Raw genomic sequence first — 22809 nt, 5'->3', positions numbered from 1 at the left:
CAACCGGAGTTCCCCCGTGATCACCGCTTACGAAATCACCCTCGCCCAGGCCGCCGACGCCAGGGAGATCGCGGAGCTGTCGCGCGACGCGATCGAGCGGGGCCTGTCGTGGCGATGGACCGAGCGTCGCGTGCTGCGCGCCATCCGCAGCGAGGAGACCAACGTGGCGATCGCGCGCCGGGACGGCGTGCTGCTCGGCTTCGGGATCATGCAGTACGGGGACGACGAGGCGCACATCGTACTTTTCGCAGTGCGGGCTCAGCAGCGGCGCTCCGGCGTGGGCTCGGCGCTTTTGGCGTGGCTCGAAGCCACGGCCGCCGTGGCAGGCATGCAGGCGATCCGGCTGGAGGCGCGGATCGGCAATGCGACGGCCAAGGCCTTCTATCGGCGCCACGGCTTCTCGGAATACGCCTCCAGCCCGGGCTACTACGAGGACGTGGAAGACGCGGTGCGGATGGTCAAGCGTCTCGCCGCAGAGCCCTGAGACCGTCCGGCGCAGCCTCGCTGCGCTTCCAGCCGAAGAATCGGCGGATCGCGTCGCGCCGCTCCATCGCATCCGACCGCCCGAGCGCGATCAGCTCGCGCGTGAAGGCCTTCTCGAACAACAGGTAGCTGGCCAGCGCCGCGCCCTTGAGCTCTTCCGCCGCGCGCGGCATCGAGGGTTCGCCGAGCAGGCTGCGCACTGCGGGCGGCAATGCGTGGGCATGACGTGCGGCAATCACGTCCACCCGCTGAGACGGCGCGATCAGCAGCAGCTCGACGTGCCGCAGTGCGGTGCGATGACGCTCTTCGAGCGGGATCAGCGCGAGCGTCGCGTTGATCCGGCTCAGGCGCTCGACATCGGCAGTCAGCGAATCCAGGAAGATGCTCGACAGCGTGTGCCCCGCGATCTGCGCGAGCGACGGGTAGCCGCTGAGCGCGTTGGGCGCGAGGAGATCCTGCGGCTCCTGGATGCGGCCGGAGCCGATCGCGAGAATGCGCTGCGCGCCCAGATGAATTGCCGCCGACAGCGGTGCCGACTGCCGCATCGAGCCATCGCCGAAGTACTCGAGATGGCCGCCCACGTCGAGTGCGGTCGCCGGGAATACGAAGGGAATGGCAGATGACGCGAGCAGGTGGTCGTGGGTGATGCGCACCGGCACCGCCGTGCGCTTCGACCGGACCCAGGGCTGCTGCTGCGGGCCGGCCTGATAGAAGGTCACGTGCTCGCCCGAACCGTAGCTCGAAGCGGTCACCGCCAAGGCGTCGAGGTGTCCCTTCGCCATGAGCTCGTCGAGCCGCTGCAGCGGCACCATCTGCGCGAGCAACTGGCGCAGCGGCGTGTTGTCGAGCAGCGAGCGCAGTCCGCTGCGCCGCCACCTGGCGATGAGCCAGCCGGCAGACAGCAACCGCGCCCAGGGCGCATCGCTGCGCACCACGCTCAGCGCATCGGCGCGGTAGACCTGCCCGGGGCCGAGTCCCGACCACGCCCGCCCGATCATGCGGACCGTGGCTTCGAAGTCGTCGGCCCCGCACGCGAGCGCCGCCGCGTTGATCGCGCCCGCCGACGTGCCGGTGATGATCTGGAAGGGACTGAAGCGCGAGCGCCCGCCCGCGCTGCGCCGCAGCCGGCCGATCGCCTGCAGCACGCCGACCTGGTAGGCCGCACGCGCACCGCCGCCGGTCAGGACCAGGCCGGTCGCAGAGGATTCGAAGCTTGGCGGATCGTTCGGGACGGAAGGCATGCGCTGGGCGCAAGCGTACCCCGTCCCGGCGATCAGGATTCGATCTCCTCCGCGGGATCGTCCGCCAGCGCCTTTTCGACCACCTCGCGCGGCAGGGTCGGCGCAAAGGATTCGATGAAGGCATGCACATAGCCGCGCAGATAGCTTCCGCGCCGCACCGCGAGCTTGGTCAGGTGGATGCCGAAGAGCTCGCCGGCATCGAGCGCCCGAAGCTGCGTGTCGCGCTCGGCCTCGTAGGCGATGCCCGCGACGACGCCCACGCCCATCCCCAGTTGTGCGTAGGTCTTGATGACATCCGCATCCATCGCGGTCAGCACGATGTTGGGCGAGAGCCCGCGCTCCTCGAAGGCCTTGTCGATGCGCGTGCGGCCGGTGAAGCCGGTGTCGTAGGTGATCAGCGGATGCTTCGCGAGCGCCTCCAGCGTCAGTGGCACGCTCAGCAGCGGATGCCCCGGCGGCACCACCACCGAGTGCGTCCAGCGATAGCAGGGCAGCGCGACGAGCTGCGGGTAGTCGCCGAGCGCCTCGGTCGCGATGCCGACGTCGACCTCGCCGCCGAGCAGCATCTGCGCGATCTGCTTCGGCGAGCCCTGGTGCAGGTGCAGCTTCACGTCGGGAAACTGCGCGCGGAACTCCTGCACGGCCACCGGCAGCGCATAGCGTGCCTGGGAGTGCGTGGCGGCGACGGAGAGCAGCCCCGTCTGGCGGGCGACGAATTCCTGGCCGGCGAGCCGCAGGTTCGAGCTTTCCATCAGCATGCGCTCGATGATCGGCAGCACGTGGCCGCCCGGCTCCGTGAGTCCGGTGAGGCGCTTGCCGGCGCGCACGAAGAGCTCGATGCCGAGTTCTTCCTCGAGTTCGCGGATCTGCCGGCTCACGCCGGGCTGGGAGGTATGAAGCTGATGGGCGACTTCGGTCAGGTTGAAGCCGCAGCGCACGGCCTCGCGCACCGAGCGCAGTTGTTGGAAATTCATGAGGCCTTCATTGTCCCGAGCGGCGCGCCGGACGCGAACGACCGATTCGTTGGTTCCAAATGGGGAAATGATCTTTGGCCGCGATGGGCAATCGCCGGGTCGCCGCGCCGTCGGCCGCCGCCGCACTAGACTAGCTGCCATACAGGAGTTACCCAGATGGCAGTTACACAAGAGGCGCTCGCAAGCGCACTCCAGGCGGTCCAGGACCCCAATACCGGCAAGGATTTCGTCAGCACCAAGGCGTTGAAGAACGTCCAGATCCAGGGCGGCGACGTCGCGTTCGACATCGAGCTCGGCTATCCGGCCAAGAGCCAGGTCCCCGAGCTTCGCAAGGCCCTCGTGGCGGCCGCCAAAGCAGTGCCGGGCGTCGGGAACGTCTCGGTCAACGTGACGACCAAGGTCGTCAGCCACGCCGTGCAGCGCGGCGTGCAGCTGATGCCCAACGTGAAGAACATCATCGCGGTCGCGTCGGGCAAGGGCGGCGTCGGCAAGAGCACCACGGCGGCCAACCTCGCGCTGGCGCTCGCGGCCGAGGGGGCGAAGGTGGGTCTGCTCGATGCCGACATCTACGGGCCGAGCCAGCCGATGATGCTCGGCATCGACCGCCGTCCCGAGAGCGAGGACGGCAAGACCATGGAGCCGCTGGAGAACCACGGCGTGCAGGTGATGTCGATCGGCTTCCTGGTCGACCAGGACGAGGCCATGATCTGGCGCGGCCCGATGGCGACCCAAGCCCTGGAGCAGCTCCTGCGCCAGACCAACTGGAAGGATCTCGACTACCTCATCGTCGACATGCCGCCGGGCACCGGCGACATCCAGCTCACGCTGTCGCAGCGCGTGCCGATGACCGGCGCGGTGATCGTCACCACGCCGCAGGACATCGCGCTGCTCGACGCGAAGAAGGGCATCAAGATGTTCGAGAAGGTCGGCGTGCCGATCCTCGGAATCGTCGAGAACATGGCGGTGCACGTGTGCTCGAACTGCGGCCACGTCGAGCACATCTTCGGCGCCGAGGGCGGCAGGAAGATGGCCGAGCAATACAAGATGGACTACCTCGGCGCGCTGCCGCTGGACATCAATATCCGCCTGCAGGCCGACAGCGGCAAGCCGACGGTGGTGGCCGATCCGGACGGCGAAGTGGCGGGCATCTACAAGGCCGTCGCGCGCCGCGTCGCGGTGGGCATCGCCGAGAAGGCGAAGGACTTCTCCGCCAAGTTCCCGACCATCACCGTCAGCAAAAACACCTGACATGGCATCCGCTTCACCGAAGCGAACCAAATCCCGGAAACACCGCGGAACCGGCTTCGCCGGGCCGCCGGTGTTGCCCCCGGTAGGGGGTTGGCGAAGCGACACGACGTGCGCGCAGCCTGGGGGCGAGCTCTGAACCTCCTCGCCTCGATGCGATACCTCGTCGCGCTCGACGAGCATCGGCACTTCGGCCGCGCTGCCGAGGCCTGCCATATCACCCAGCCGGCCCTGTCGAACGCGCTGCGCGCGCTGGAGGCCGAATACGGCGTGGTGATCGTGCGGCGCGGGCGCACCTACGTCGGCCTCACGCACGAAGGCGAGCGCGTGCTGGCGACCGCGCAGCGCATGCTGCGCGAAAGCGAGGTGCTGCAGCAGGAGCTGCGCAGCGAGGAGGGCAACCCCTGCGGCCACCTGCGGATGGCAGCGGTGCCGACCGCGATTCCGATGCTCGCGCGCTTCGCCGCGATGCTGCGGCAGCGCCATCCGGGGATCGTGCCGGCAGTGCTGACGATGAGTTCGCAGGAGCTCGAAACCGGCCTCGACACCCTTACGCTCGATCTGGCGCTCGGCTACATCGAGCGCATGCACCTGCGCGACGTGAAGCTGGATGCCTGGCCGCAGAGCATCGAACACTACTTCCTGCTGCGCCGAGCCGAGCAGCCGTCCGCCGACGTGCTGCGCATCGGCAAACCGATCGCCTGGGCGGAGGCGGCGGCGCTCCCGCTGTGCCTGCTGACGCCGGACATGCACAACCGCGCCATCATCGATCAGGCTTTCCGGGGCGGGGGCAAGACGGTGCCGCCCGCGATCGAGACGAACTCGGTGCTCGCGCTGGTGCTCGCCGTGGTGGCGGGCAATGTGTGCAGCGTGCTGCCGGGTGCCATGGTGGCGGCGGTGCGCCATCATCGCGATCTCGAAGCGCTGCCGCTCGTCGAGCCCGATGTGAAGACCCCCATCGGATTCATGACGCAGCAGGGCGTGCGGCCTTCCCGCGCTCTCGCCGCGGCGCTCGCCATGTTGCAGACGCCGCAATGGCGCGAGCAGGTGGAACTGCACAGCGGTGCGCTGGGGAGCGGTTCGAGCGCCTGAAGGTCCGGCGCGGGCGATCGATTCAATTTCTGAATCGGGCCATGTCCGCAAGCTATTTGACGCCTCGCGGGGCGGCGTCGACACTCGCAGGTCGAATAGCGGACCACGAGACGAGGCGCCTGGCGGAACCCGGCGTGACAAGGCCCAGGCAAATGAATCACCCCGGCACCCAAGGAAAAATCACGGCGGTCGCGCTCGCGACGCCCGACCAGTTGCGCGACCGCATCCGGCGCAAGAGCAAGCTCAAGGGCCGCCAGCCCGAGGAAGCGTCGCTGGCGCAGGTGCGCGAGCTGATCGGTCCAGCAGCGGGCGACGGCTATCCGCGCGACCTGCTGATCGAGTACCTGCACAAGATCAACGACGCGCACGGTGGCCTGCATGACCATCATCTGGTGGCGCTCGCGAAGCTCATGAACATCCCGATGGCGGAGGTGTTCGAGGTCGCAACCTTCTATCACCACTTCGAAGTCGTGCGCGGCGACGACGCGGCGCCGGGACTGACGGTGCGCGTGTGCGAAAGCCTTGCGTGCGAGATGGCCGGTGCGAAGCATCTTCTGGCACGGCTGCCCGAACTGCTGGGGCAGGCGGGGCGCGGCGACGTTCGCGTGATCCCCGCACCCTGCATCGGCCGCTGCGAGCAGGCGCCCGCGGTGGCGGTGCATCAGCGGCCGGTGTCCTGCGCCACGGCGGAGAAGGTGCTCGCCACGGTGCTTTCCGGCGAACCGCTGCAGGCGCCAACGTCCGCCACACGATCCGTGGCGCGCTTCGAGCCCTCCGAACTGGCGCAGCAAAGCGTCTCGCCGCCCCCGGATGCGGTCGAGGTCCAGCCCGCGTACACCGACTACGCCACCTACCGGGCGCATGGCGGCTACCAGCTGGCCGCGGCCCTGATCGGCAACGAGAAGGAAGCCGAGACCGTGATCCGCGCCATGGAAGACTCGGGCCTGCGCGGCCTCGGCGGCGCGGGCTTTCCGACCGGGCGCAAATGGCGCATCGTGCGCGATCAGCCGGCGCCGAAGCTCATGGCGGTCAACATCGACGAAGGCGAGCCCGGCACCTTCAAGGACCGCGTCTATCTCGAACGCGATCCGCACCGCTTCATCGAAGGCGTGCTGATCGCCGCGCACATCGTGGGCATCGACGCTTGCTACCTGTACCTGCGCGACGAATATCACGACTGCCGCGAACTCCTGCAGGCCGAACTCGCCAGGCTGAAGGCCGATCCGCCTTGCCCGCTGCCGCACATCGAACTGCGGCGCGGCGCGGGCGCCTACATCTGCGGCGAGGAGTCCGCAATGATCGAGAGCATCGAGGGCAAGCGCGGCGAGCCGCGCATGCGGCCGCCCTACATCGCGCAGGTGGGCCTGTTCGGGCGACCGACGCTGGAGCACAACTTCGAAACGCTCTACTGGGTGCGCGACATCGTGCAGAAGGGGCCGCAGTGGTTCGCCTCCTTCGGCCGCTACGGGCGCAAGGGCCTGCGCAGCTTCAGCGTGAGCGGCCGCGTGAAGTCGCCGGGCGTGAAGCTCGCGCCGGCGGGCATCACGGTGCAGGAGCTGATCGACGAATACTGCGGCGGCATGCAGGACGGCCACTCGCTTTACGCCTACTTGCCGGGCGGCGCATCGGGCGGCATCCTGCCCGCGCGCATGAACGACATCCCGCTGGACTTCGACACGCTGCAGCCGCACGGCTGCTTCATCGGCTCCGCGGCGGTGATGGTGCTGAGCCAGCACGACCGCGCGCGTGATGCCGCACTGAATGTGATGCGCTTCTTCGAGCATGAAAGCTGCGGCCAGTGCACGCCGTGCCGAGTCGGCACCGCGAAGGCGGCCGCGCTGATGGAAGCGCCGAAGTGGGACAACGCCACGCTCGAAGACCTCGCGCAGGTCATGGGCGATGCGTCCATCTGCGGTTTGGGGCAGGCTGCACCGAATCCGATCCGCTGCATCCAGAAGTACTTCCCGCAGGAAATATGAGACCACCCCTAGCCTCGCCCACTTCGTGTGGCTCTGCACCCCCTCAAGGGGGCGCACCCCTGCGGCCCGGCGGAGCCGGCTCCGCGGGTGCCCTGGACCGGGCTGAGCCAGTCTCCTCGATCCAGTTCCAGCTCGACGGCAAGACCGTGGAAGGCTTCGAGGGCGAGACCATCCTCACCGCCGCGAAGCGGCACGGTGTCGACATTCCGCATCTGTGCTTCAAGGAAGGCCTGCGCCCCGACGGCAACTGCCGCGCTTGCGTGGTCGAGGTGAAGGGCGAGCGCACCCTGGCGCCGAGCTGCTGCCGCACGGTCGCGGCCGGCATGGAAGTGCAAGCGACGAGCGAGCGCGCGGTCAAGAGCCAGAAGATGGTCGTCGAGATGCTGCTCTCGGACATGCCCGACGCGGGCTACAAATGGATCGGCGACGACGCCACGCGGCAGCACGGCGAGCTCAGCGAATGGGCGGCCAAGCTCGATGTCGCGGTGCGGCCCGAACTCAAGGCCTTGCGCCGCGAGCAGCCTGCGGCCGATGTGTCGCATCCGGCGATGGCGGTGAATCTCGACGCCTGCATCCAGTGCAACCGCTGCGTGCGCGCCTGCCGCGAGGAGCAGGTCAACGACGTGATCGGCTACGCGCTGCGCGGGCAGGCGTCGAAGATCGTCTTCGACCTCGACGACCCGATGGGCGACAGCACCTGCGTGGCCTGCGGCGAATGCGTGCAGGCCTGCCCGACCGGCGCGCTCATGCCCAAGAGCCACATCGGCTCGCAGCAGGTGGATCGCAAGGTCGATTCGGTGTGCCCGTTCTGCGGCGTCGGCTGCCTGATCACCTACAACGTGAAGGATGAAAAGATCGTCAGCGTCGACGGCCGCGACGGCCCGGCGAACCACGGCCGGCTGTGCGTCAAGGGCCGTTTCGGCTTCGACTACGCGCACCATCCGCAGCGCCTCACCAAGCCGCTGATCCGCAAGCCCGGCGTCCCCAAGACCTTGGGCGACGGACCGCGCCCCGGTGACTACCTCGGAGCGTTCCGCGAGGCGTCCTGGGAGGAGGCGCTGGCGCTCGCCGCCGGCAAGCTCAAGGACCTGCGCGACACGCATGGCCGCAAGTCATTGGCGGGCTTCGGCTCGGCCAAGGGCAGCAACGAAGAGGCCTACCTGTTCCAGAAGCTGGTGCGCACCGGCTTCGGCAGCAACAACGTCGACCACTGCACGCGCCTGTGCCATGCATCGAGCGTGGCGGCGCTGCTCGAAGGCGTGGGCTCGGGCGCGGTGAGCAACCAGGTCAACGACGTCGAGCATGCGGACCTGATCTTCGTGATCGGCGCCAACCCGACGGCGAACCATCCGGTCGCGGCCACCTGGATGAAGAACGCGGCCAGGCGCGGCGCGAAGATCGTGCTGGCCGACCCGCGCCGAACCGAGATCGGCAAACATGCGTGGCGCACGCTGCAGTTCAAGGCCGACACCGACGTCGCGATGCTGAACGCGCTCATCCATGCGGTGATCGACGAAGGGCTGGTCGACGAGGCTTTCATCCGCGACCGCGCGAACAACTTCGAGGCGCTGCGCGAGAACGTGAAGGGCTACAGCCCCGAAGCGATGGCGCCGATCTGCGGCATTCCGGCCGAGACGCTGCGCGAGGTCGCGCGCGCGTTCGCGACCGCCAAGGGCGCGATGGTCCTCTGGGGCATGGGCGTGAGCCAGCACGTGCACGGCACCGACAACGCGCGCTGCCTGATCGCGCTGGTCACGGTCACCGGCCAGATCGGCAAGCCGGGCTCGGGCCTGCATCCGCTGCGCGGCCAGAACAACGTGCAGGGCGCGAGCGATGCGGGGCTGATCCCGATGATGTTCCCCAACTACCAGCGCGTGGACGACGCGGGCGCGCATGCGTGGTTCGAGAACTTCTGGGGCACGCCGCTGGACGACAAGCCTGGCTACACGGTGGTCGAGATCATGCACAAGGCGCTTGCGCCCGATGACGACCCGCACAAGGTGCGCGGCATGTACATCATGGGCGAGAACCCGGCCATGAGCGACCCGGACCTGAACCATGCGCGCCACGCCCTGGCAAGCCTGGAGCATCTGGTGGTGCAGGACATCTTCATGACCGAGACCGCGTGGCTCGCCGACGTGGTGCTGCCCGCGAGCGCCTGGCCCGAGAAGACCGGCACCGTGAGCAACACCGACCGCATGGTGCAGCTCGGCAACCGCGCGCTCGATCCGCCGGGTGATGCGAAGCCCGATCTCTGGATCATCCAGCAGCTGGCGAGTCGCATGGGCTTGGCGTGGAAGTACGAAGGCGAGGAGTCCGGCGTCGCGGCGGTCTACGAGGAAATGCGGCAGGCGATGCACGCGGCGATCAGCGGCATCAGCTGGGAGCGCCTGCAGCGCGAATCGAGCGTGACCTATCCGTGCCTCGGCGAGGACGATCCGGGCCAGCCGATCGTCTTCGTGGACAAGTTCCCTACCGACGACGGTCGTGTGAAGCTGGTGCCGGCGGACATCATCCCGGCCGCCGAGCGGCCCGATGCCGACTTCCCGTACGTGCTCATCACCGGCCGCCAGCTCGAACACTGGCACACCGGCAGCATGACCCGCCGCGCCACCGTGCTCGATGCGCTGGAGCCGATGGCGACCGCATCGATGAACCAGGCCGACCTCGAGGCGATGGGCCTGGCGCCGGGCGACGTGATCACGATCCGCTCGCGGCGGGGCGAAGTGGCGATCCACGTGCGCCGCGACGACGGCACGCCGCACGGCGCGGTGTTCGTGCCCTTCGCCTATTACGAGGCGGCGGCGAATCTCATGACCAACGCCGCGCTCGACCCCTTCGGCAAGATTCCGGAGTTCAAGTACTGCGCGGTGAAGATCGAGCGCGGCGGGGTGCCGATGGCGGCGGCTGGGTACGGAACCGGCGCGACGGGGGACAATCCACCCCAGTCATGGACAGCCTCGACTTGATCAGAACCTTCCGCGAAGTTGCTTCCCATGGCAGCTTTTCGCGCGCCGCCAGCAAGCTCGACGTTTCCAAGGCGACCGTCAGCAAGTACATCGCCGAGCTCGAATCGCGGCTCGGCGTGCGCCTGCTCAACCGCTCCACGCGCGCCGTGAGCCTGACCGATGCCGGCTCTTTGCTGCTCGAGCGCAGCAAGCCGATGATGGAGATGTTCGAGGACACCCAGGCCGAAGTGCAGGAACACGCGAGCCGGCCGACCGGCCGCCTGCGCATCTCGGCGCCGCTCGGCGCGGGGCAGGGCGACCTGCCGAAGATGATCGGCGAGTTCATGGGGCACTACCCCGACGTCAGCATCACCCTGCATCTGAGCAATCGGAGCATCGACATGGCGGAGGAGGGCATCGACCTGTCGTTCCATTTCGGCCCGATCGAGGACGAGAACCTCATCGTGCGCAAGCTGGCTCGCCGCAGTCTGGTGGTGTGCGCTTCGCCGGTTTACTGGAGAAAGCACGGCAAGCCCACGCATCCGAGCGAGCTGGCAAACCACGACGCGCTGACGCATTCGCGCCTGGGCTTGCATCCGCAGTGGCGCTTCGAAGTCGATGGCAAGCCCTTCGACGTCCAGATGAGAACGCGCATGGACTCGAACGAATCCGCGCCTCTGATCCAGATCGCGATGCAGGGCTTCGGCGTGATCTACATGCCGGAGATGCTGGTGCAGCCGCATGTCGATCAGGGCGAGCTGGTGCCGGTGCTGGAGCCCTACTCCCGCAGCGACATGTGGCTGTCCGCCGCCTACCTGCAACGGCGTCACAACAGCGCGGCGCTTCGCGCGCTGCTCGACTTTCTCGAAATGAGCTTCAGGCGGCAGGGCAAGGGCGGTCGGTGACCGGGTCAACGGGTCGGACGTGTATTGATCCGCCGGTTCGTGAAGGAATGCCTTTGACTGCCCGCATGGGCTGAAATGCGCGGGATTAAGCCTTCTGTTTCTGTCTTTCGGTTTGGACTTGACGGCCTAAGCTCCGATGCAAGTCAAACGAACTACAGGAACTGGCATGGCAAGACTGATCATCCTGGCCCGGCACGGCAGCGTGCGGCAGGTCAACCTCGCGGGTCCGATCACCACCATCGGGCGCTCGCATTCCAACAACGTGTGCATCGACAGCGACCGCGTAAGCCGCCACCACGCGGCCATCCAGTGGACCGGCGAGCACTACATCCTCACCGACATGGGCAGCCGCAACGGCACCTATGTGAATCGCGAGCGCGTCCGCGCGCACGAGCTGACCAACGGCGACGTGATCCTGGTCGGCGATTGCCAGCTTCGCTTCCTGTGCAACAGGCGGGTCGACGTACCGGTCGATGCGCTGCGGCTCATGCCTGCGGCGGACGAGTTCCTGCAACTCGTCCCTTCGCGCTGATCAGGCGGCGCGCGCTTCGCCGCGGTGCTGCACCGGCGCCGCGGCGTGCTGCGCGACGGGCGGGGCGGGCCGCGGGCGACGCTCGCTGATCAAACGGGCCGCCAGTTGCGCGGCCATTTCCAGCTTCTTGAGATCGCGCGCCTCGATGGCCGGATCGGGGCTGTAGCTGAACGAGTACAGGGTGCCGTAAACCCCGCCGTTCACCACCACCGGGGCGCTGAGGTAGCAGCCGGCCGGTACGCGGGCATTGAGCACCTGCCGGCAGAAGGCCATTTCCAGCGGCTCTGCCTGCTCGTCGATGAACTGGGCCCGCAGCGTCGTCTGCGAGCGGTGCGTCACGCGCTGGCCGTCCACCACCTCGCAGGCGAAGGCTGCGTCCATGGCCTGCTGCTCGCGCAGCAGCTTCAGCACCTGGTGGACCCCCGGATCGATCAGCGGATCGCAGAAGTCCGGCGTGGCGATGAGCAGGTCCGACACCTTGACCTCGAGGGCTCCAGGGGCGAAATCGCAGTCGTAGTAGCTCATGTGCAGGACCTTCTGTTACTTTCTGTGAATGGTTCTATTGAAACGCAAAACGTTGCGGTTTCAGAAAAATGAGAACTTAGGTTTCTTGTTCGGTGATGATTTTGTCACAAAAGTACTACATACGGTACTACTTGTTACCTCCGACTCCACCGATGCCCGCGACGGCCTGTGTCTCTGGCGCATCGGCTATCGTCCGCCGCATGGCGCAATCCGAAATCCAAACCCCTGCGGGCGATGCCTCGCCGCTCGACGTCGCGGTCGTGATGCGGCGCGAGCGCCTGCACGGGCCGTCAAGCCACTGGCAGCCCTGGCGCTGGACGCTGGCCGAAGTCGTGCCCGACGAACCCGGCTTCGGCCGGGAACCGCGCCTCCTTCACCAGGACGACGAGGAGCAGCGCTGGTTGCACCCGGGATTCAAGGTCGAACTGTTCCGCGACGAGGCCGAGGGCTATCACCTGAACGTCTCCTCTCCGGCCCCCTGCTGGTTCGTGCTCTGGCGCATGGAAGAGGAAGCCACCGTCGCCGCCGAGCCGATTCCGCGGCCGGTGGTCGTGACGCTCAGCTACTACGAGGCCGGGCGCTGGCTCGACGCGCAGGAAACCGTAGAACAGGTGCCGGCGCCCACGGAAGTGGTGACGTGGCTGCGCCAGTTCGTCGATGCGCACTACGTGGTCGAACCCAAGCGCCGCAAGCGGCCCGAGAGCTTCCGCCCGCTGACCGATCGCTTTGGCAACGCCGCCAGCGTTTCCACCGAAAAGCCGCGCGGCCGGGGAGCCGGCGATGTCTGAAGGCTTCTTCGACCGCTGGTCGCGCCGCAAGCAGCAGGTGCGCGCCGGCCAGGTCCCGGACGAACCCCAAGAGCCGCAGGAGACGCTGCCGGATCGGCCGGCGGCATTGCCGACGATCGAGCCGGAAACCATCGCCGGCCAGCCGCCCGCCGACGCGGTCGAAACGCAGCCGCTCACCCTGGACGACGTGAAGGCGCTGCAGATCGATTCGGACTTCCGGCCCTTCGTCGCGCAGAACGTAGCCCCGGAAGTGCGCAATGCCGCCTTCAGGAAGCTCTTCTCCGATCCTCATTTCAACGTGATGGACGGCCTGGACACCTACATCGACGACTACTCCAAGCCATCGCCGCTGCCTGCGGGCGCGCTGCGGCAGATGGCCAGCGCGAAGTTCCTGAAGCTCTTCGATGAAGACCCCGCGCACCCTGAAGAAACTCCCAAGGGTGGTGGCTTGGACGCCGTGGCAAAGTCCGAGCATTCCGGGGATCTTCCCAGCCCGCCGGTTGCCGATGCGCAACCGGCCAGCCAAAAGACTGATGACCACGACGCTGATCTGCGACTGCAACCAGACGATGCCCCTCGAGCCGAAGACGCTCGGGGCAGCGCTGACTGAATCACTTCCATTGCACTCGGCGCTCTGCCGCCGCGAGGCGCCTTCCTTCCAGCGGGCGATCCAGTCCGGCGACGACGTCGTGGTGGCGTGCACGCAAGAGAAAAGGCTCTTCGGAGAACTCGCGCAGCAGACTCCCGGGGCGACCTCCCCGATCCGCTTCGTCAACATCCGCGAGACCGGGGGCTGGAGCCGCGACGCGAAAAGCGCCATGCCGAAGATCGCCGCGCTGCTCGCGGCTGCCGGCTTGCCCGAGCCCGAGCCGGTGTCCACCGTGGGCTACGCCAGCCAGGGCCGGGTGCTGATCGTCGGGCCGCTCGATGAAGCCGAGCAGGCCGCCGCGCTGGTCGCCGACGCGCTAGCCGTCACCATCTTCTCGCGCGGACCCGGCATCGCCGGCGGCGAGCAGGAGCGGCGCTGGCCGGTTGTCGCCGGTCGCATCGATGCGCTGACCGGATGGCTCGGCGCATTCAAGCTCCAGTGGACGCGCGACAACCCGATCGACCTCGACCTGTGCACGCGCTGCAACGCATGCGTGAGCGCCTGCCCCGAGCAGGCCATAGGGCTCGACTACCAGATCGACGCCGCGAAATGCACCTCGCACCGCGATTGCGAGCGCGCCTGCACCGTGGCCGGGGCGATCCGGTTCGACCGGACGCCGGAGTCGCAGGGCGGCGCCTTCGACCTTGTGCTTGACCTCGGCGCCACGCCGCTCATCGACTGGCATGCGCCGCCGCAGGGGTACTTCCATCTGCCGGGTGGCCTGTCGAATCCGAAGGGGGCGCAGACCCTGCTGCACCTGCGCGACCTGGTCGGCGAATTCGAAAAGCCGAAGTTCTTCGACTACAAGCAGAAGCTCTGCGCGCACAGCCGCAACGAAGTGGTCGGGTGCAATGCCTGCATCGAGGTGTGCTCGGCCCACGCGGTGAGCAGCGACAAGGAGCGCCAGCGCATCGTCGTGAATCCGAACCTCTGCGTCGGCTGCGGCGCCTGCACGACCGTGTGCCCGACCGGTGCGCTCGGCTACACCTATCCGCGCACGCCGGACCAGGGTCGCAAGCTGCGCACGCTGCTGTCGACCTACGCGGATGCCGGCGGACGCGATGCGGCGCTTCTCCTGCACAGCGAGGAGGGCGGTCGCGCCCTGGTCGAACAGCTCGGCCGGCAAGCGCAGCTCGGCAAGGCACAGGGCGTTCCGGCGAACGTGATCCCTGTCGCGCTCTTCCATGCGGCGAGCACCGGCATCGACCTGTGGCTGAGTGCCGTGGCCTTCGGTGCGCAGCAGGTGTGCGTGCTGCTGACCGGCGAGGAAGCGCCGCAGTATGTCGAGGCGCTGAAGAAGCAGGCAGACATCGCGCAGGCGCTTCTGCACGGCCTCGGCTACACGGGCACGCATTTCAGGCTCATCGAGGCGGCAACTTCGGGTGCGCTCGACAAGGCGCTCGCGAACCTGCGCGAGACGCGGCAAGTCGTGCCGGCGAGGGCCGCGCGCTTCGCGGTCGGCGCGGAAAAGCGCAGCACGCTCGAGCTGGCGCTCGATCACCTGATGGACGAATCCCCCGCGTCGAAGACGCCGGCCGATGCGCCACTGGCGATCCCACTGCCCGCAGGAGCACCCTTCGGCGCCATCGCGGTGGACAAGGACAAATGCACCCTCTGCCTGGCCTGCGTCAGCGCCTGCCCGGCAAGCGCGCTGCAGGACAACCGGGATTCGCCGCAGCTGCAGTTCATCGAGAAGAACTGCGTCCAGTGCGGCCTGTGCGAGACCACCTGCCCCGAAGACGCGATCGATCTCGTGCCGCGCCTCCTGGCCTCGCCCGAACGCAGGCAGCCGGCGGTGCTCAACGAAGCCAGGCCGTGGGCTTGCATCCGCTGCGCGAAACCCTTCGGCACGCAGAAGGCCATCGAGGCGATGCTCCTCAAGCTGGCCGGCCACGCGATGTTCCAGGGCGACGCGCTGGAGCGCCTCAAGATGTGCAGCGACTGCCGGGTCGTCGACCTCTACAGCGCGCAGGACGAAACGAAGATCACACAGCAATGAGCCAGACCTTTCCGATGACTTCGGCCCTCGACGAAGAAATTGCGCGCGCGGAACTCTACGGCTTGCTCGCGCGGCTCTGGTATGCCGCGCCGGATGCGGCGCTGCACGAAGCCTTCCGCGTCGCACCGACCGAAGCGCCCGTCGCAGGCGCCTTTCTGGAGGAACCATGGCGGCACCTCGTCGGCGTCGGGCGTGAAATGGACGTTGGCGCGCTCGGCGACGAGTACGACGCGCTCTTCGGCGGCATCGGCAAGCCGGAGGTCTTTCTCTTCGGCTCGCACTATCAGAGCGGTTTCCTCAACGACAAGCCGCTGGCCAAGCTGCGGGGCGAGCTGGACCAGCTCGGTCTTGCCCGCGAAGAGGCCGTCCCCGAAACCGAGGATCACGTCGCGTTCCTCTTCGAAGTCATGCGCTATCTGATCGCGGGCGAGGATGTCGAAGTGGCCAACCTGACCCGCCAGCAGGCGTTCTTCGGGGCGCATATCCAATCATGGCTGCCGGCCATGTGCGACGCCGTCTCGCGCCACCCGAAGGCCCGTTTCTACGCCGCACTGGCGGCGCTGACGCGCGCCTTCGGCGAGGTCGAGGCGCAGGGGTTCGACATGCTCGACTGAGAGCGGGTGAAATCTCGGGGGAATCTCCGGACGACCCCCATTAGGGTCTCGACTACTATCCGAACTTATGTAACTGGTTTCATATCTGACTGGTGCGTCAGCCACTCCTGGAGTTCGTCATGCAGGACAGCCAAGCCTCCGGCACCAAGCCGGCATCCCGTCGGGGATTCTTTTTCGGTGCCGCCACGGTCGGCGCAGCCGCAGCGGCCGTCACGGCGCTGCCCAAGGTCGTTCAGGCACCCGATGCCTCTGCCGCCGCACCCGAGCCCAAGCCCGCTCCCGAAAAGGGCGGCGGCTACTCGCTGAGCGAGCACGTCAAGCGCTACTACAAGACCGCGTCCGCCTGAAAACGGAGGTGAACCCCATGCTATTGACCAAGAAAGCAGGCAGCGCCTCGCGTGACGGCGCCGCATCTCCCTCGAATTCCGCGTCGCCGTTCGTGCACAGCCTCCGGCGCGGTCTATCCAACGCGCTGCCGACCATGGACCGGCGCGCCTTCCTGCGGCGCTCCGGACTGGGCGTCGGCGTCGGCCTCGCGGCGGGCCAGCTCGCGCTGATCCGCAAGGCCGATGCGGCCGATGGCCGGCCCACCGCGATCGGCGCGGGCAAGGTCGAAGTCCGCCGCACGGTGTGCTCGCACTGCTCGGTCGGCTGCGCCTCCGATGCCGTGGTCGAAAACGGCGTGTGGGTGCGCCAGGAGCCGGTGTTCGATTCGCCGATCAACCTCGGCGCGCATTGCGCCAAGGGCGCCGCGCTTCGCGAGCACGGCCACGGCGAATACCGCCTGCGCTACCCGATGAAGCTGGTGAACGGCAAGTACCAGCGCATCAGCTGGGACACCGCGCTCGACGAGATCACCGCCAAGCTCAAGGAACTCAGCAAGGCCAGCGGTCCGGACTCGATCTACTGGATCGGCTCCAGCAAGCACAGCAACGAGCAGTCGTACCTGCTGCGCAAGTTCGTGAGCTTCTTCGGCAGCAACAACTGCGACCACCAGGCGCGGATCTGCCACTCCACGACCGTTGCCGGCGTTGCGAACACATGGGGCTACGGCGCCATGACCAATTCGTACAACGACATGCGCAACGCGAAGGTCGCGATGTACATCGGTTCCAACGCGGCCGAGGCGCATCCGGTCAGCATGCTGCACATGCTCCATGCCAAGGAGCGCGGCTGCAAGATGATCGTGGTCGATCCGCGCTTCACCCGCACGGCGGCCAAGGCCGACGAGTACGTGCGCATCCGCTCGGGCTCCGACATTCCGTTCCTCTTCGGCATCCTGCATCACATCTTCAAGAACGGCTGGGAAGACAAGAAATACATCAACGACCGCGTCTTCGGCATGGACGAGGTTCGCGCGGAAGTGCTCGCCAAGTGGACACCCGACAAGGTCGAGGAAGCCTGCGGCGTGAAGGAAGCACAGGTTCTCAAGGTCGCGACCTGGCTCAACGAGAACCGGCCCGGCACCGTCGTCTGGTGCATGGGGCAGACCCAGCACTCGATCGGCAACGCGATCGTGCGTGCGTCATGCATCCTGCAGCTCGCGCTCGGCAACGTGGGCACCTCGGGCGGCGGCACCAACATCTTCCGCGGCCACGACAACGTGCAGGGCGCCACCGACGTGGGTCCGAACCCTGATTCGCTACCCGGCTACTACGGCCTTACCGAAGGCTCGTGGAAGCACTTCGCGGCGAGCTGGGGCGTGGACTACGAGTGGATCAAGAGTCGCTACGCCTCGCCCGCGATGATGAGCAAGCCCGGCATCACGGTCTCGCGCTGGATCGACGGCGTGCTCGAGAAGAACGAGCTGATCGACCAGGACTCGAACCTGCGCGGCGTCGTCTACTGGGGCCACGCACCGAACTCGCAGACGCGCGGTCTCGAAATGAAGCGGGCCATGGACAAGCTCGACCTGCTCGTCGTGATCGACCCGTATCCGTCCGCGACGGCCGCCATGGCGGCCATGCCCGGCAAGGCGGAAGACCTCAACCCCAATCGCGCGGTCTACCTGCTGCCGGCCTGCACCCAGTTCGAGACCAGCGGGTCCTGCACGGCGTCGAACCGTTCGCTCCAGTGGCGCGAGAAGGTCATCGAGCCGCTGTGGGAAAGCCGCAGCGACCACATGATCATGCAGCAGTTCGCCGACCGCCTCGGCTTCGGCAAGGAACTGAGCAAGAACTACAAGATGCAGAAGGTCAAGGGCATGGACGAGCCCGTGCCCGACGACATCCTGCGCGAGATCAACACGAACTGCTGGGCCATCGGCTACACCGGCCAGAGCCCCGAGCGCCTGCAGGCGCACATGCGCAACATGGCGGCCTTCGACGTGGTCACGCTCAAGGCCAAGGGCTCCGTCAAGGACAAGGTCAACGGCTACGACATCGCGGGGGACTACTTCGGCCTGCCGTGGCCCTGCTATGGCACACCGGCGCTCAAGCATCCCGGGTCGACGAACCTCTACGACACCTCCAAGCACGTGATGGATGGCGGCGGCAACTTCCGCGCGAACTTCGGCGTGGAGCGCAACGGCAAGAACCTGCTCGCCGAGGATGGTTCGCACTCGCTGGGCGCAGCCATCACCACCGGCTACCCCGAACTCGATCACCTCCTGCTCAAGCGGCTCGGCTGGTGGGACGAACTCACCGATGACGAGAAGAAGAAGGCCGACGGCAAGAACTGGAAGACCGACCCCTCGGGCGGCATGATCCGCGTGTTCATGAAGAACCACGGCTGCCATCCCTTCGGCAACGCCAAGGCGCGCGCGACGGTGTGGAACTTCCCGGACTCGATCCCACAGCACCGTGAGCCGCTCTACGGCACTCGGCCGGACCTGGCGGCGAAGTACCCGACGCACGACGACAAAATGGCCTTCTGGCGCATGCCGACGCTCTACAAGACCGTCCAGCAGCGCAACATCGCCGACAAGATCTCTGAGAAGTTCCCCTACATCATGACCTCCGGCCGCCTGGTCGAGTACGAGGGCGGCGGCGAGGAAACGCGCTCCAACCCGTGGCTCGCCGAGCTGCAGCAGCAGATGTTCATCGAGATCAACCCGAAGGTCGCGGCCGAGAAGGGCATCCGCAACGGCGAGCGCGCCTGGGTCATGACCCCGACCGGCGCGCGCCTCAACGTGCAGGCGCTGGTGACGGAGCGTGTCGGGCCCGATACGGTGTTCCTGCCCTTCCACTTCTCGGGGCACTGGCAGGGCGCCGACATGCTGGCCTATTACCCCGAAGGTGCGCACCCGATCGTGCGCGGCGAAGCGATCAACACCTCGACCACCTATGGCTACGACAGCGTGACCATGATGCAAGAGACAAAAACGACGATCTGCAACGTCGAGAGAGCGTGAAGGAGAAGAACATGAACCCCCACTCTCATCATTTCATGTATTCGCTGCCCCCCGAGGGGGCGCGTGCCTCCTTTGAGGCGGCTCGGCAGGAGGCATGACATGGCAAGAATGAAATTCATCTGCGACTCCGAGCGCTGCATCGAATGCAACGGCTGCGTCACCGCGTGCAAGAACGAGAACGAAGTGCCGTGGGGCGTGAACCGCCGCCGCGTCGTCACGCTGAATGACGGCGTGCCGGGCGAGCGCTCGATCTCCGTCGCCTGCATGCATTGTTCCGACGCGCCGTGCATGGCGGTGTGCCCGGTGCAGTGCTTCTATCGCACAGAGGAAGGCGTGGTGCTGCACGACAAGGATGTGTGCATTGGCTGCGGCTACTGCTCTTACGCATGCCCGTTCGGCGCACCGCAGTTCCCGTCGCAGGGCACCTTCGGTGCGCGCGGCAAGATGGACAAGTGCACCTTCTGCGCCGGCGGCCCCGAAGCCAACGGCTCGCAGGCCGAGTTCGAGAAGTACGGGCGCAATCGCCTTGCGGAAGGCAAGCTTCCCGCCTGCGCCGAAATGTGCTCGACCAAGGCACTGCTCGCGGGCGACGGCGACGTGGTGGCGGACATCTTCCGCACACGCGTTGTCCAGCGCGGCAAGGGCGCCGAGGTCTGGGGCTGGGGCACGGCCTACGGTTCGCGCCAGGCCGGAACGCAGACGAATGGAGGCAGCAAGTGAAGCGCGCACTCTCCGCCGTTGTTGTCATCGCCGCCGCGCTGCTGCTCGGCGCCTGCAGCGAGAAGCCGCAGACCAATGAGCACGGCGTGCGGCTGGATGCCCCGCCGTGGACCGGCACCGGTACGCAGCCCAATACCGGCACCGCCTTCACCGCCAGCGGCTGGCAGCCCGGCGACCGGAACTCCTGGGAACAGCATCTCAAGGCGCGCATGCAGTTCAGCCAGAACGAATACACGCGGATCAACTGAAGCGGAGGCCGTATGAGACACGTGCTTAACGCGCTGGTCGTTGTCGCGGCTCTGGGCTGCGGCCTGGCCGGCGCGCAGACGCAGGCGCCGGCCACGGCAGCCGCGCCTGCAGCGGCGCCCGCCGTGCCGGCCCAGGCGGACAGCGGCATCCGCAGCCAGAACATCTTCGAGGTCAAGCCCGACGCGAGCCAGGACCCCGGCTACCTAGAACAGACCAACGGCGAGCGCCAGCGCGTGCAGCCCGGCAACAACGCGCCGATGTGGCGGCAGGTGAGCGGCGGCGTCACCGGGTTCAGCAGCCTGCCGGTCGAGCAGGCGCCGGAGGCCGGCAACCTGATCCAGCGCTTCGTGAAGTACCCCGGCTCGCACTACACGAACGCCGGCGAGGCCTGGCGGCAGACGCGCAACAACCTGATCATTCCCTACGGCGCCGCGTTGCTCTTCGTGACCCTGCTGGCCTTGACGATCTATTACTTCACGCGCGGGCCGATCGGCCTGCATGAAAGGGAAACCGGCCACAAGATCGAGCGCTTCACACCGTTCGAGCGCGCGACCCACTGGTCGAACGCGATCGCCTTCATCGTGCTCGCGATCTCCGGCCTCGTGATGGCGTTCGGCAAGTTCTTCCTGCTGCCGGTCATCGGCGGTGCGCTGTTCGGCTGGGTGACCTACGCGCTCAAGACGATCCACAACTTCGTCGGTCCGCTGTTCGTCTTGACCACGCTCTTCATGATCGTCACCTTCTTCCGCGACAACCTGCCGCAAAAGGGCGACATGAAATGGGTTCGCCAGGGCGGCGGGCTGTTAGGGGGCACCGAACCTCCGTCGCACCGCTTCAACGCCGGCGAGAAGGTCGTGTTCTGGGGCGGCGTGCTCCTGCTCGGCAGCTTCGTGATCGCGTCCGGGTTGTTCCTCGACAAGCTCCTGCCGGGCTTCGTCTATACGCGCGGCGAGATGCAGATCGCCCACATGATCCATGCGACGGCCACGCTGCTCATGATCGCGCTGATCATGGGCCACATCTACATCGGCACGCTGGGCATGCGTGGTGCCTACACGGCCATGCGCGAAGGCTACGTCGACGAAACCTGGGCCAGGGAACATCACGCGCTCTGGTACGACGACGTCGCCGATGGCAAGATCCCGGCACGGCGCAGCGCCGAGGCCCGGGCTGCGGCCCATGCGCCGGTCGGCAGTGCCCGCGTCGAAGGAAGTCCCTCATGAAGAAGTCGTTGATCCTCTGCGGCTTGATCGCCGGCGTGGTGGCCGCGCCGGCCGCGTTCGCCAAGTTGCCAGCGCCGCCCTCGACGCCCGAAGCCAAGCTCAAGGCAGCCGAGACGACGCAAAAGGCGGCCTGGCAGGCCAAGCTCGACACCTACCAGCTCTGCCAGGCGCAGGAGCGGGTCGCGGCCCATGTGCGCGATGGCCTCGTGGCCTCCGGCAAGCCGGTGCCCACGGCGACCCCGACACCGCCTTGCAGCGACCCGGGTCCGTTCGCCTTCGCGCCGCCCGAGGAGCCCAAGCCGATCGAGGCCTCCGGCGCGCATTCGCCGGCCGCGACCGCGGCGTCGCCGCCGAGCTCCAACCAGACGTCGGCCGAGCAGAATCCCGCATCCAAGCAGTGAATCTCCCGCGCCTGACGAAGGCCCGGGCGCCGCTCACGCGCGAGGTCGAAATCGTCGATGAGCACGGCGACCGCGGCATCGTGTCCATTCCCGCCGAGCGGGACCTTACGGTCTACGTCGACCAGCGCGAGCTCGTCACGCTGATGACGCTCGGCGCCGAGCCCGAGCTGCTCGTGCTGGGCTACCTGCTGAACCAGCGGCTCATCGAATTGGCGGCGGACGTCGAATCGATCACTGTCGACTGGGAGGTCGGAGGCGCGGCGGTGCGCACGCATGCCGGCATCGACCGCATCGAGGAGCGCACCGCCAGGAAGGTCGTCACCACCGGCTGCGGACAGGGCAGCGTCTTCGGCGAACTGATGGCCGGCATCGAGCGGCTGCGCCTGCCGGACACACGCATGACGCAGGCCCAGCTCTATGCGCTCGTCAACACCATCCGCGTCCAGGAGAGCACTTACAAGTCGGCGGGATCGGTGCACGGCTGCGCGCTCTTCACGCTCGAAGAAGGCGGCGAGGCGGTGCGCATGCGCTGCTTCATCGAGGACGTCGGCCGCCACAACGCGATCGACACCATCGCGGGCTGGATCGCCATGCAGCCCGCACAGGAATTGGGCGGCGCGCGGGTGTTCTACACGACGGGCCGGCTGACCAGCGAGATGATCATCAAGTCGGCGCAGATGGGTGTCGCGATCGTGGTTTCGCGCAGCGGCATCACCCAGATGGGCCACGATGTGGCGACCCGCGTGGGCCTGTGCGCCATCGGCCGCGCGACAAACCGGCGTTTCCTCTGCTTCGCCGGCGCCGGGCGGCTGGTGCTCCAGCCCGAGCTGGCGGGTTCGCGCCAGCCGGCGGCTGCCTGAGCGACGAGGGGCTGTGAGCAGGCCCTAAAT

Annotated in this window: 21 protein-coding genes; 18 read left to right on the top strand and 3 right to left on the bottom strand. The window is 67.3% G+C overall.

The window, feature by feature from the left end:
- Positions 1–16: 16 nt before the first annotated feature.
- On the top strand, positions 17–484 hold the full coding sequence (locus WKW77_RS21810; protein WP_340358978.1) for a GNAT family N-acetyltransferase: 468 nt from the start codon (positions 17–19) through the stop codon (positions 482–484).
- Here WKW77_RS21810 and WKW77_RS21805 read toward each other — a convergent pair.
- Entirely contained in the window at positions 459–1724 is a 1266-nt protein-coding gene (locus tag WKW77_RS21805) for a patatin-like phospholipase family protein (protein WP_340358977.1), read from the bottom strand. The two genes, WKW77_RS21810 and WKW77_RS21805, sit on opposite strands and share 26 nt — an antisense overlap.
- A gap of 32 nt (positions 1725–1756) precedes the next feature.
- The gene (locus WKW77_RS21800) at positions 1757–2698 is read right to left on the bottom strand and encodes a CysB family HTH-type transcriptional regulator (protein WP_340358976.1); all 942 of its coding nucleotides are present in this window, start codon (positions 2696–2698) and stop codon (positions 1757–1759) included.
- A gap of 156 nt (positions 2699–2854) precedes the next feature.
- Between WKW77_RS21800 and apbC the strand changes: the two genes are divergently transcribed.
- The 6 genes from apbC (at position 2855) to WKW77_RS21770 (ending at position 11399) form a co-directional block, all read left to right on the top strand.
- Positions 2855–3946, top strand: a complete 1092-nt coding sequence (apbC, locus tag WKW77_RS21795; protein WP_340358975.1) for an iron-sulfur cluster carrier protein ApbC — start codon at positions 2855–2857, stop codon at positions 3944–3946.
- A 132-nt stretch (positions 3947–4078) separates the two neighbouring features.
- A complete protein-coding gene (locus WKW77_RS21790; protein WP_340359194.1) occupies positions 4079–5035 on the top strand; it encodes a LysR family transcriptional regulator in 957 nt (318 codons plus the stop codon).
- Positions 5036–5187: 152 nt separating this feature from the next.
- On the top strand, positions 5188–7014 hold the full coding sequence (locus WKW77_RS21785; RefSeq protein ID WP_340358974.1) for an NADH-ubiquinone oxidoreductase-F iron-sulfur binding region domain-containing protein: 1827 nt from the start codon (positions 5188–5190) through the stop codon (positions 7012–7014).
- Positions 7011–9983: a formate dehydrogenase subunit alpha gene (gene fdhF / locus WKW77_RS21780; protein WP_340358973.1), complete on the top strand. Its 2973-nt coding sequence runs from the start codon at positions 7011–7013 to the stop codon at positions 9981–9983. Before WKW77_RS21785 ends, fdhF begins: the two co-directional genes overlap by 4 nt.
- A complete protein-coding gene (locus WKW77_RS21775; protein ID WP_340358972.1) occupies positions 9965–10867 on the top strand; it encodes a LysR family transcriptional regulator in 903 nt (300 codons plus the stop codon). Before fdhF ends, WKW77_RS21775 begins: the two co-directional genes overlap by 19 nt.
- A 166-nt stretch (positions 10868–11033) precedes the next feature.
- On the top strand, positions 11034–11399 hold the full coding sequence (locus WKW77_RS21770; protein WP_340358971.1) for an FHA domain-containing protein: 366 nt from the start codon (positions 11034–11036) through the stop codon (positions 11397–11399).
- Here the strand turns inward: WKW77_RS21770 and WKW77_RS21765 are convergent, their stop codons facing one another.
- Positions 11400–11924, bottom strand: coding sequence for a hypothetical protein (locus WKW77_RS21765; RefSeq protein WP_340358970.1), 525 nt, complete (start codon positions 11922–11924; stop codon positions 11400–11402).
- Positions 11925–12124: 200 nt separating this feature from the next.
- Here WKW77_RS21765 and WKW77_RS21760 point away from each other — a divergent pair, with 200 nt between their 5' ends.
- The 11 genes from WKW77_RS21760 to WKW77_RS21710 all read left to right on the top strand — a co-directional run bounded on the left by WKW77_RS21760 (position 12125) and on the right by WKW77_RS21710 (position 22779).
- Complete coding sequence (locus WKW77_RS21760; protein ID WP_340358969.1) at positions 12125–12712, top strand: DUF3305 domain-containing protein; 588 nt, start codon at positions 12125–12127, stop codon at positions 12710–12712.
- Entirely contained in the window at positions 12651–13322 is a 672-nt protein-coding gene (locus WKW77_RS21755; RefSeq protein ID WP_340358968.1) for a DUF3306 domain-containing protein, read from the top strand. Before WKW77_RS21760 ends, WKW77_RS21755 begins: the two co-directional genes overlap by 62 nt.
- Positions 13282–15360, top strand: coding sequence for a 4Fe-4S binding protein (locus WKW77_RS21750; protein WP_422823250.1), 2079 nt, complete (start codon positions 13282–13284; stop codon positions 15358–15360). The genes WKW77_RS21755 and WKW77_RS21750 overlap by 41 nt, the downstream gene beginning before the upstream one ends.
- On the top strand, positions 15357–15974 hold the full coding sequence (locus WKW77_RS21745; RefSeq protein ID WP_340358966.1) for a TorD/DmsD family molecular chaperone: 618 nt from the start codon (positions 15357–15359) through the stop codon (positions 15972–15974). Before WKW77_RS21750 ends, WKW77_RS21745 begins: the two co-directional genes overlap by 4 nt.
- 119 nt (positions 15975–16093) lie before the next feature.
- Positions 16094–16321: a formate dehydrogenase gene (locus WKW77_RS21740; RefSeq protein WP_340358965.1), complete on the top strand. Its 228-nt coding sequence runs from the start codon at positions 16094–16096 to the stop codon at positions 16319–16321.
- 17 nt (positions 16322–16338) lie between these two features.
- Positions 16339–19326, top strand: a complete 2988-nt coding sequence (locus WKW77_RS21735) for a formate dehydrogenase subunit alpha (RefSeq protein ID WP_340358964.1) — start codon at positions 16339–16341, stop codon at positions 19324–19326.
- A gap of 99 nt (positions 19327–19425) precedes the next feature.
- On the top strand, positions 19426–20046 hold the full coding sequence (gene fdh3B / locus WKW77_RS21730) for a formate dehydrogenase FDH3 subunit beta (protein WP_340358963.1): 621 nt from the start codon (positions 19426–19428) through the stop codon (positions 20044–20046).
- On the top strand, positions 20043–20294 hold the full coding sequence (locus tag WKW77_RS21725) for a hypothetical protein (protein ID WP_340358962.1): 252 nt from the start codon (positions 20043–20045) through the stop codon (positions 20292–20294). Before fdh3B ends, WKW77_RS21725 begins: the two co-directional genes overlap by 4 nt.
- A gap of 12 nt (positions 20295–20306) precedes the next feature.
- Positions 20307–21518 (top strand): formate dehydrogenase subunit gamma, encoded by a 1212-nt coding sequence (locus WKW77_RS21720; protein WP_340358961.1) that lies wholly within the window; start codon positions 20307–20309, stop codon positions 21516–21518.
- Positions 21515–21919, top strand: a complete 405-nt coding sequence (locus tag WKW77_RS21715) for a hypothetical protein (RefSeq protein WP_340358960.1) — start codon at positions 21515–21517, stop codon at positions 21917–21919. Before WKW77_RS21720 ends, WKW77_RS21715 begins: the two co-directional genes overlap by 4 nt.
- Positions 21916–22779 carry a formate dehydrogenase accessory sulfurtransferase FdhD gene (locus WKW77_RS21710; RefSeq protein WP_340358959.1) on the top strand — a complete coding sequence of 288 codons (864 nt, stop codon included), beginning with the start codon at positions 21916–21918 and terminating at the stop codon, positions 22777–22779. The genes WKW77_RS21715 and WKW77_RS21710 overlap by 4 nt, the downstream gene beginning before the upstream one ends.
- The last annotated feature ends 30 nt before the right edge of the window (positions 22780–22809 follow it).

It is taken from the genome of Variovorax ureilyticus (genome assembly GCF_037889935.1).
Lineage (GTDB): Bacteria > Pseudomonadota > Gammaproteobacteria > Burkholderiales > Burkholderiaceae_C > Variovorax > Variovorax ureilyticus.
The sequence above is the reverse complement of the archived record's forward strand: the minus strand, read 5'-3'. Positions and strand labels throughout refer to the sequence as shown.

Bases quoted from the DNA above. Each gene is read 5' to 3' on its own strand.
- WKW77_RS21805 (WP_340358977.1), bottom strand. From the start codon at position 1,724: ATGCCTTCCGTCCCGAACGATCCGCCAAGCTTCGAATCCTCTGCGACC.
- WKW77_RS21800 (WP_340358976.1), bottom strand. From the start codon at position 2,698: ATGAATTTCCAACAACTGCGCTCGGTGCGCGAGGCCGTGCGCTGCGGC.
- apbC (WP_340358975.1), top strand. From the start codon at position 2,855: ATGGCAGTTACACAAGAGGCGCTCGCAAGCGCACTCCAGGCGGTCCAG.
- WKW77_RS21785 (WP_340358974.1), top strand. From the start codon at position 5,188: ATGAATCACCCCGGCACCCAAGGAAAAATCACGGCGGTCGCGCTCGCG.
- fdhF (WP_340358973.1), top strand. From the start codon at position 7,011: ATGAGACCACCCCTAGCCTCGCCCACTTCGTGTGGCTCTGCACCCCCT.
- WKW77_RS21775 (WP_340358972.1), top strand. From the start codon at position 9,965: ATGGACAGCCTCGACTTGATCAGAACCTTCCGCGAAGTTGCTTCCCAT.
- WKW77_RS21770 (WP_340358971.1), top strand. From the start codon at position 11,034: ATGGCAAGACTGATCATCCTGGCCCGGCACGGCAGCGTGCGGCAGGTC.
- WKW77_RS21765 (WP_340358970.1), bottom strand. From the start codon at position 11,924: ATGAGCTACTACGACTGCGATTTCGCCCCTGGAGCCCTCGAGGTCAAG.
- WKW77_RS21760 (WP_340358969.1), top strand. From the start codon at position 12,125: ATGGCGCAATCCGAAATCCAAACCCCTGCGGGCGATGCCTCGCCGCTC.
- WKW77_RS21750 (WP_422823250.1), top strand. From the start codon at position 13,282: ATGCCCCTCGAGCCGAAGACGCTCGGGGCAGCGCTGACTGAATCACTT.
- WKW77_RS21745 (WP_340358966.1), top strand. From the start codon at position 15,357: ATGAGCCAGACCTTTCCGATGACTTCGGCCCTCGACGAAGAAATTGCG.
- WKW77_RS21740 (WP_340358965.1), top strand. From the start codon at position 16,094: ATGCAGGACAGCCAAGCCTCCGGCACCAAGCCGGCATCCCGTCGGGGA.
- WKW77_RS21735 (WP_340358964.1), top strand. From the start codon at position 16,339: ATGCTATTGACCAAGAAAGCAGGCAGCGCCTCGCGTGACGGCGCCGCA.
- fdh3B (WP_340358963.1), top strand. From the start codon at position 19,426: ATGGCAAGAATGAAATTCATCTGCGACTCCGAGCGCTGCATCGAATGC.
- WKW77_RS21720 (WP_340358961.1), top strand. From the start codon at position 20,307: ATGAGACACGTGCTTAACGCGCTGGTCGTTGTCGCGGCTCTGGGCTGC.
- WKW77_RS21715 (WP_340358960.1), top strand. From the start codon at position 21,515: ATGAAGAAGTCGTTGATCCTCTGCGGCTTGATCGCCGGCGTGGTGGCC.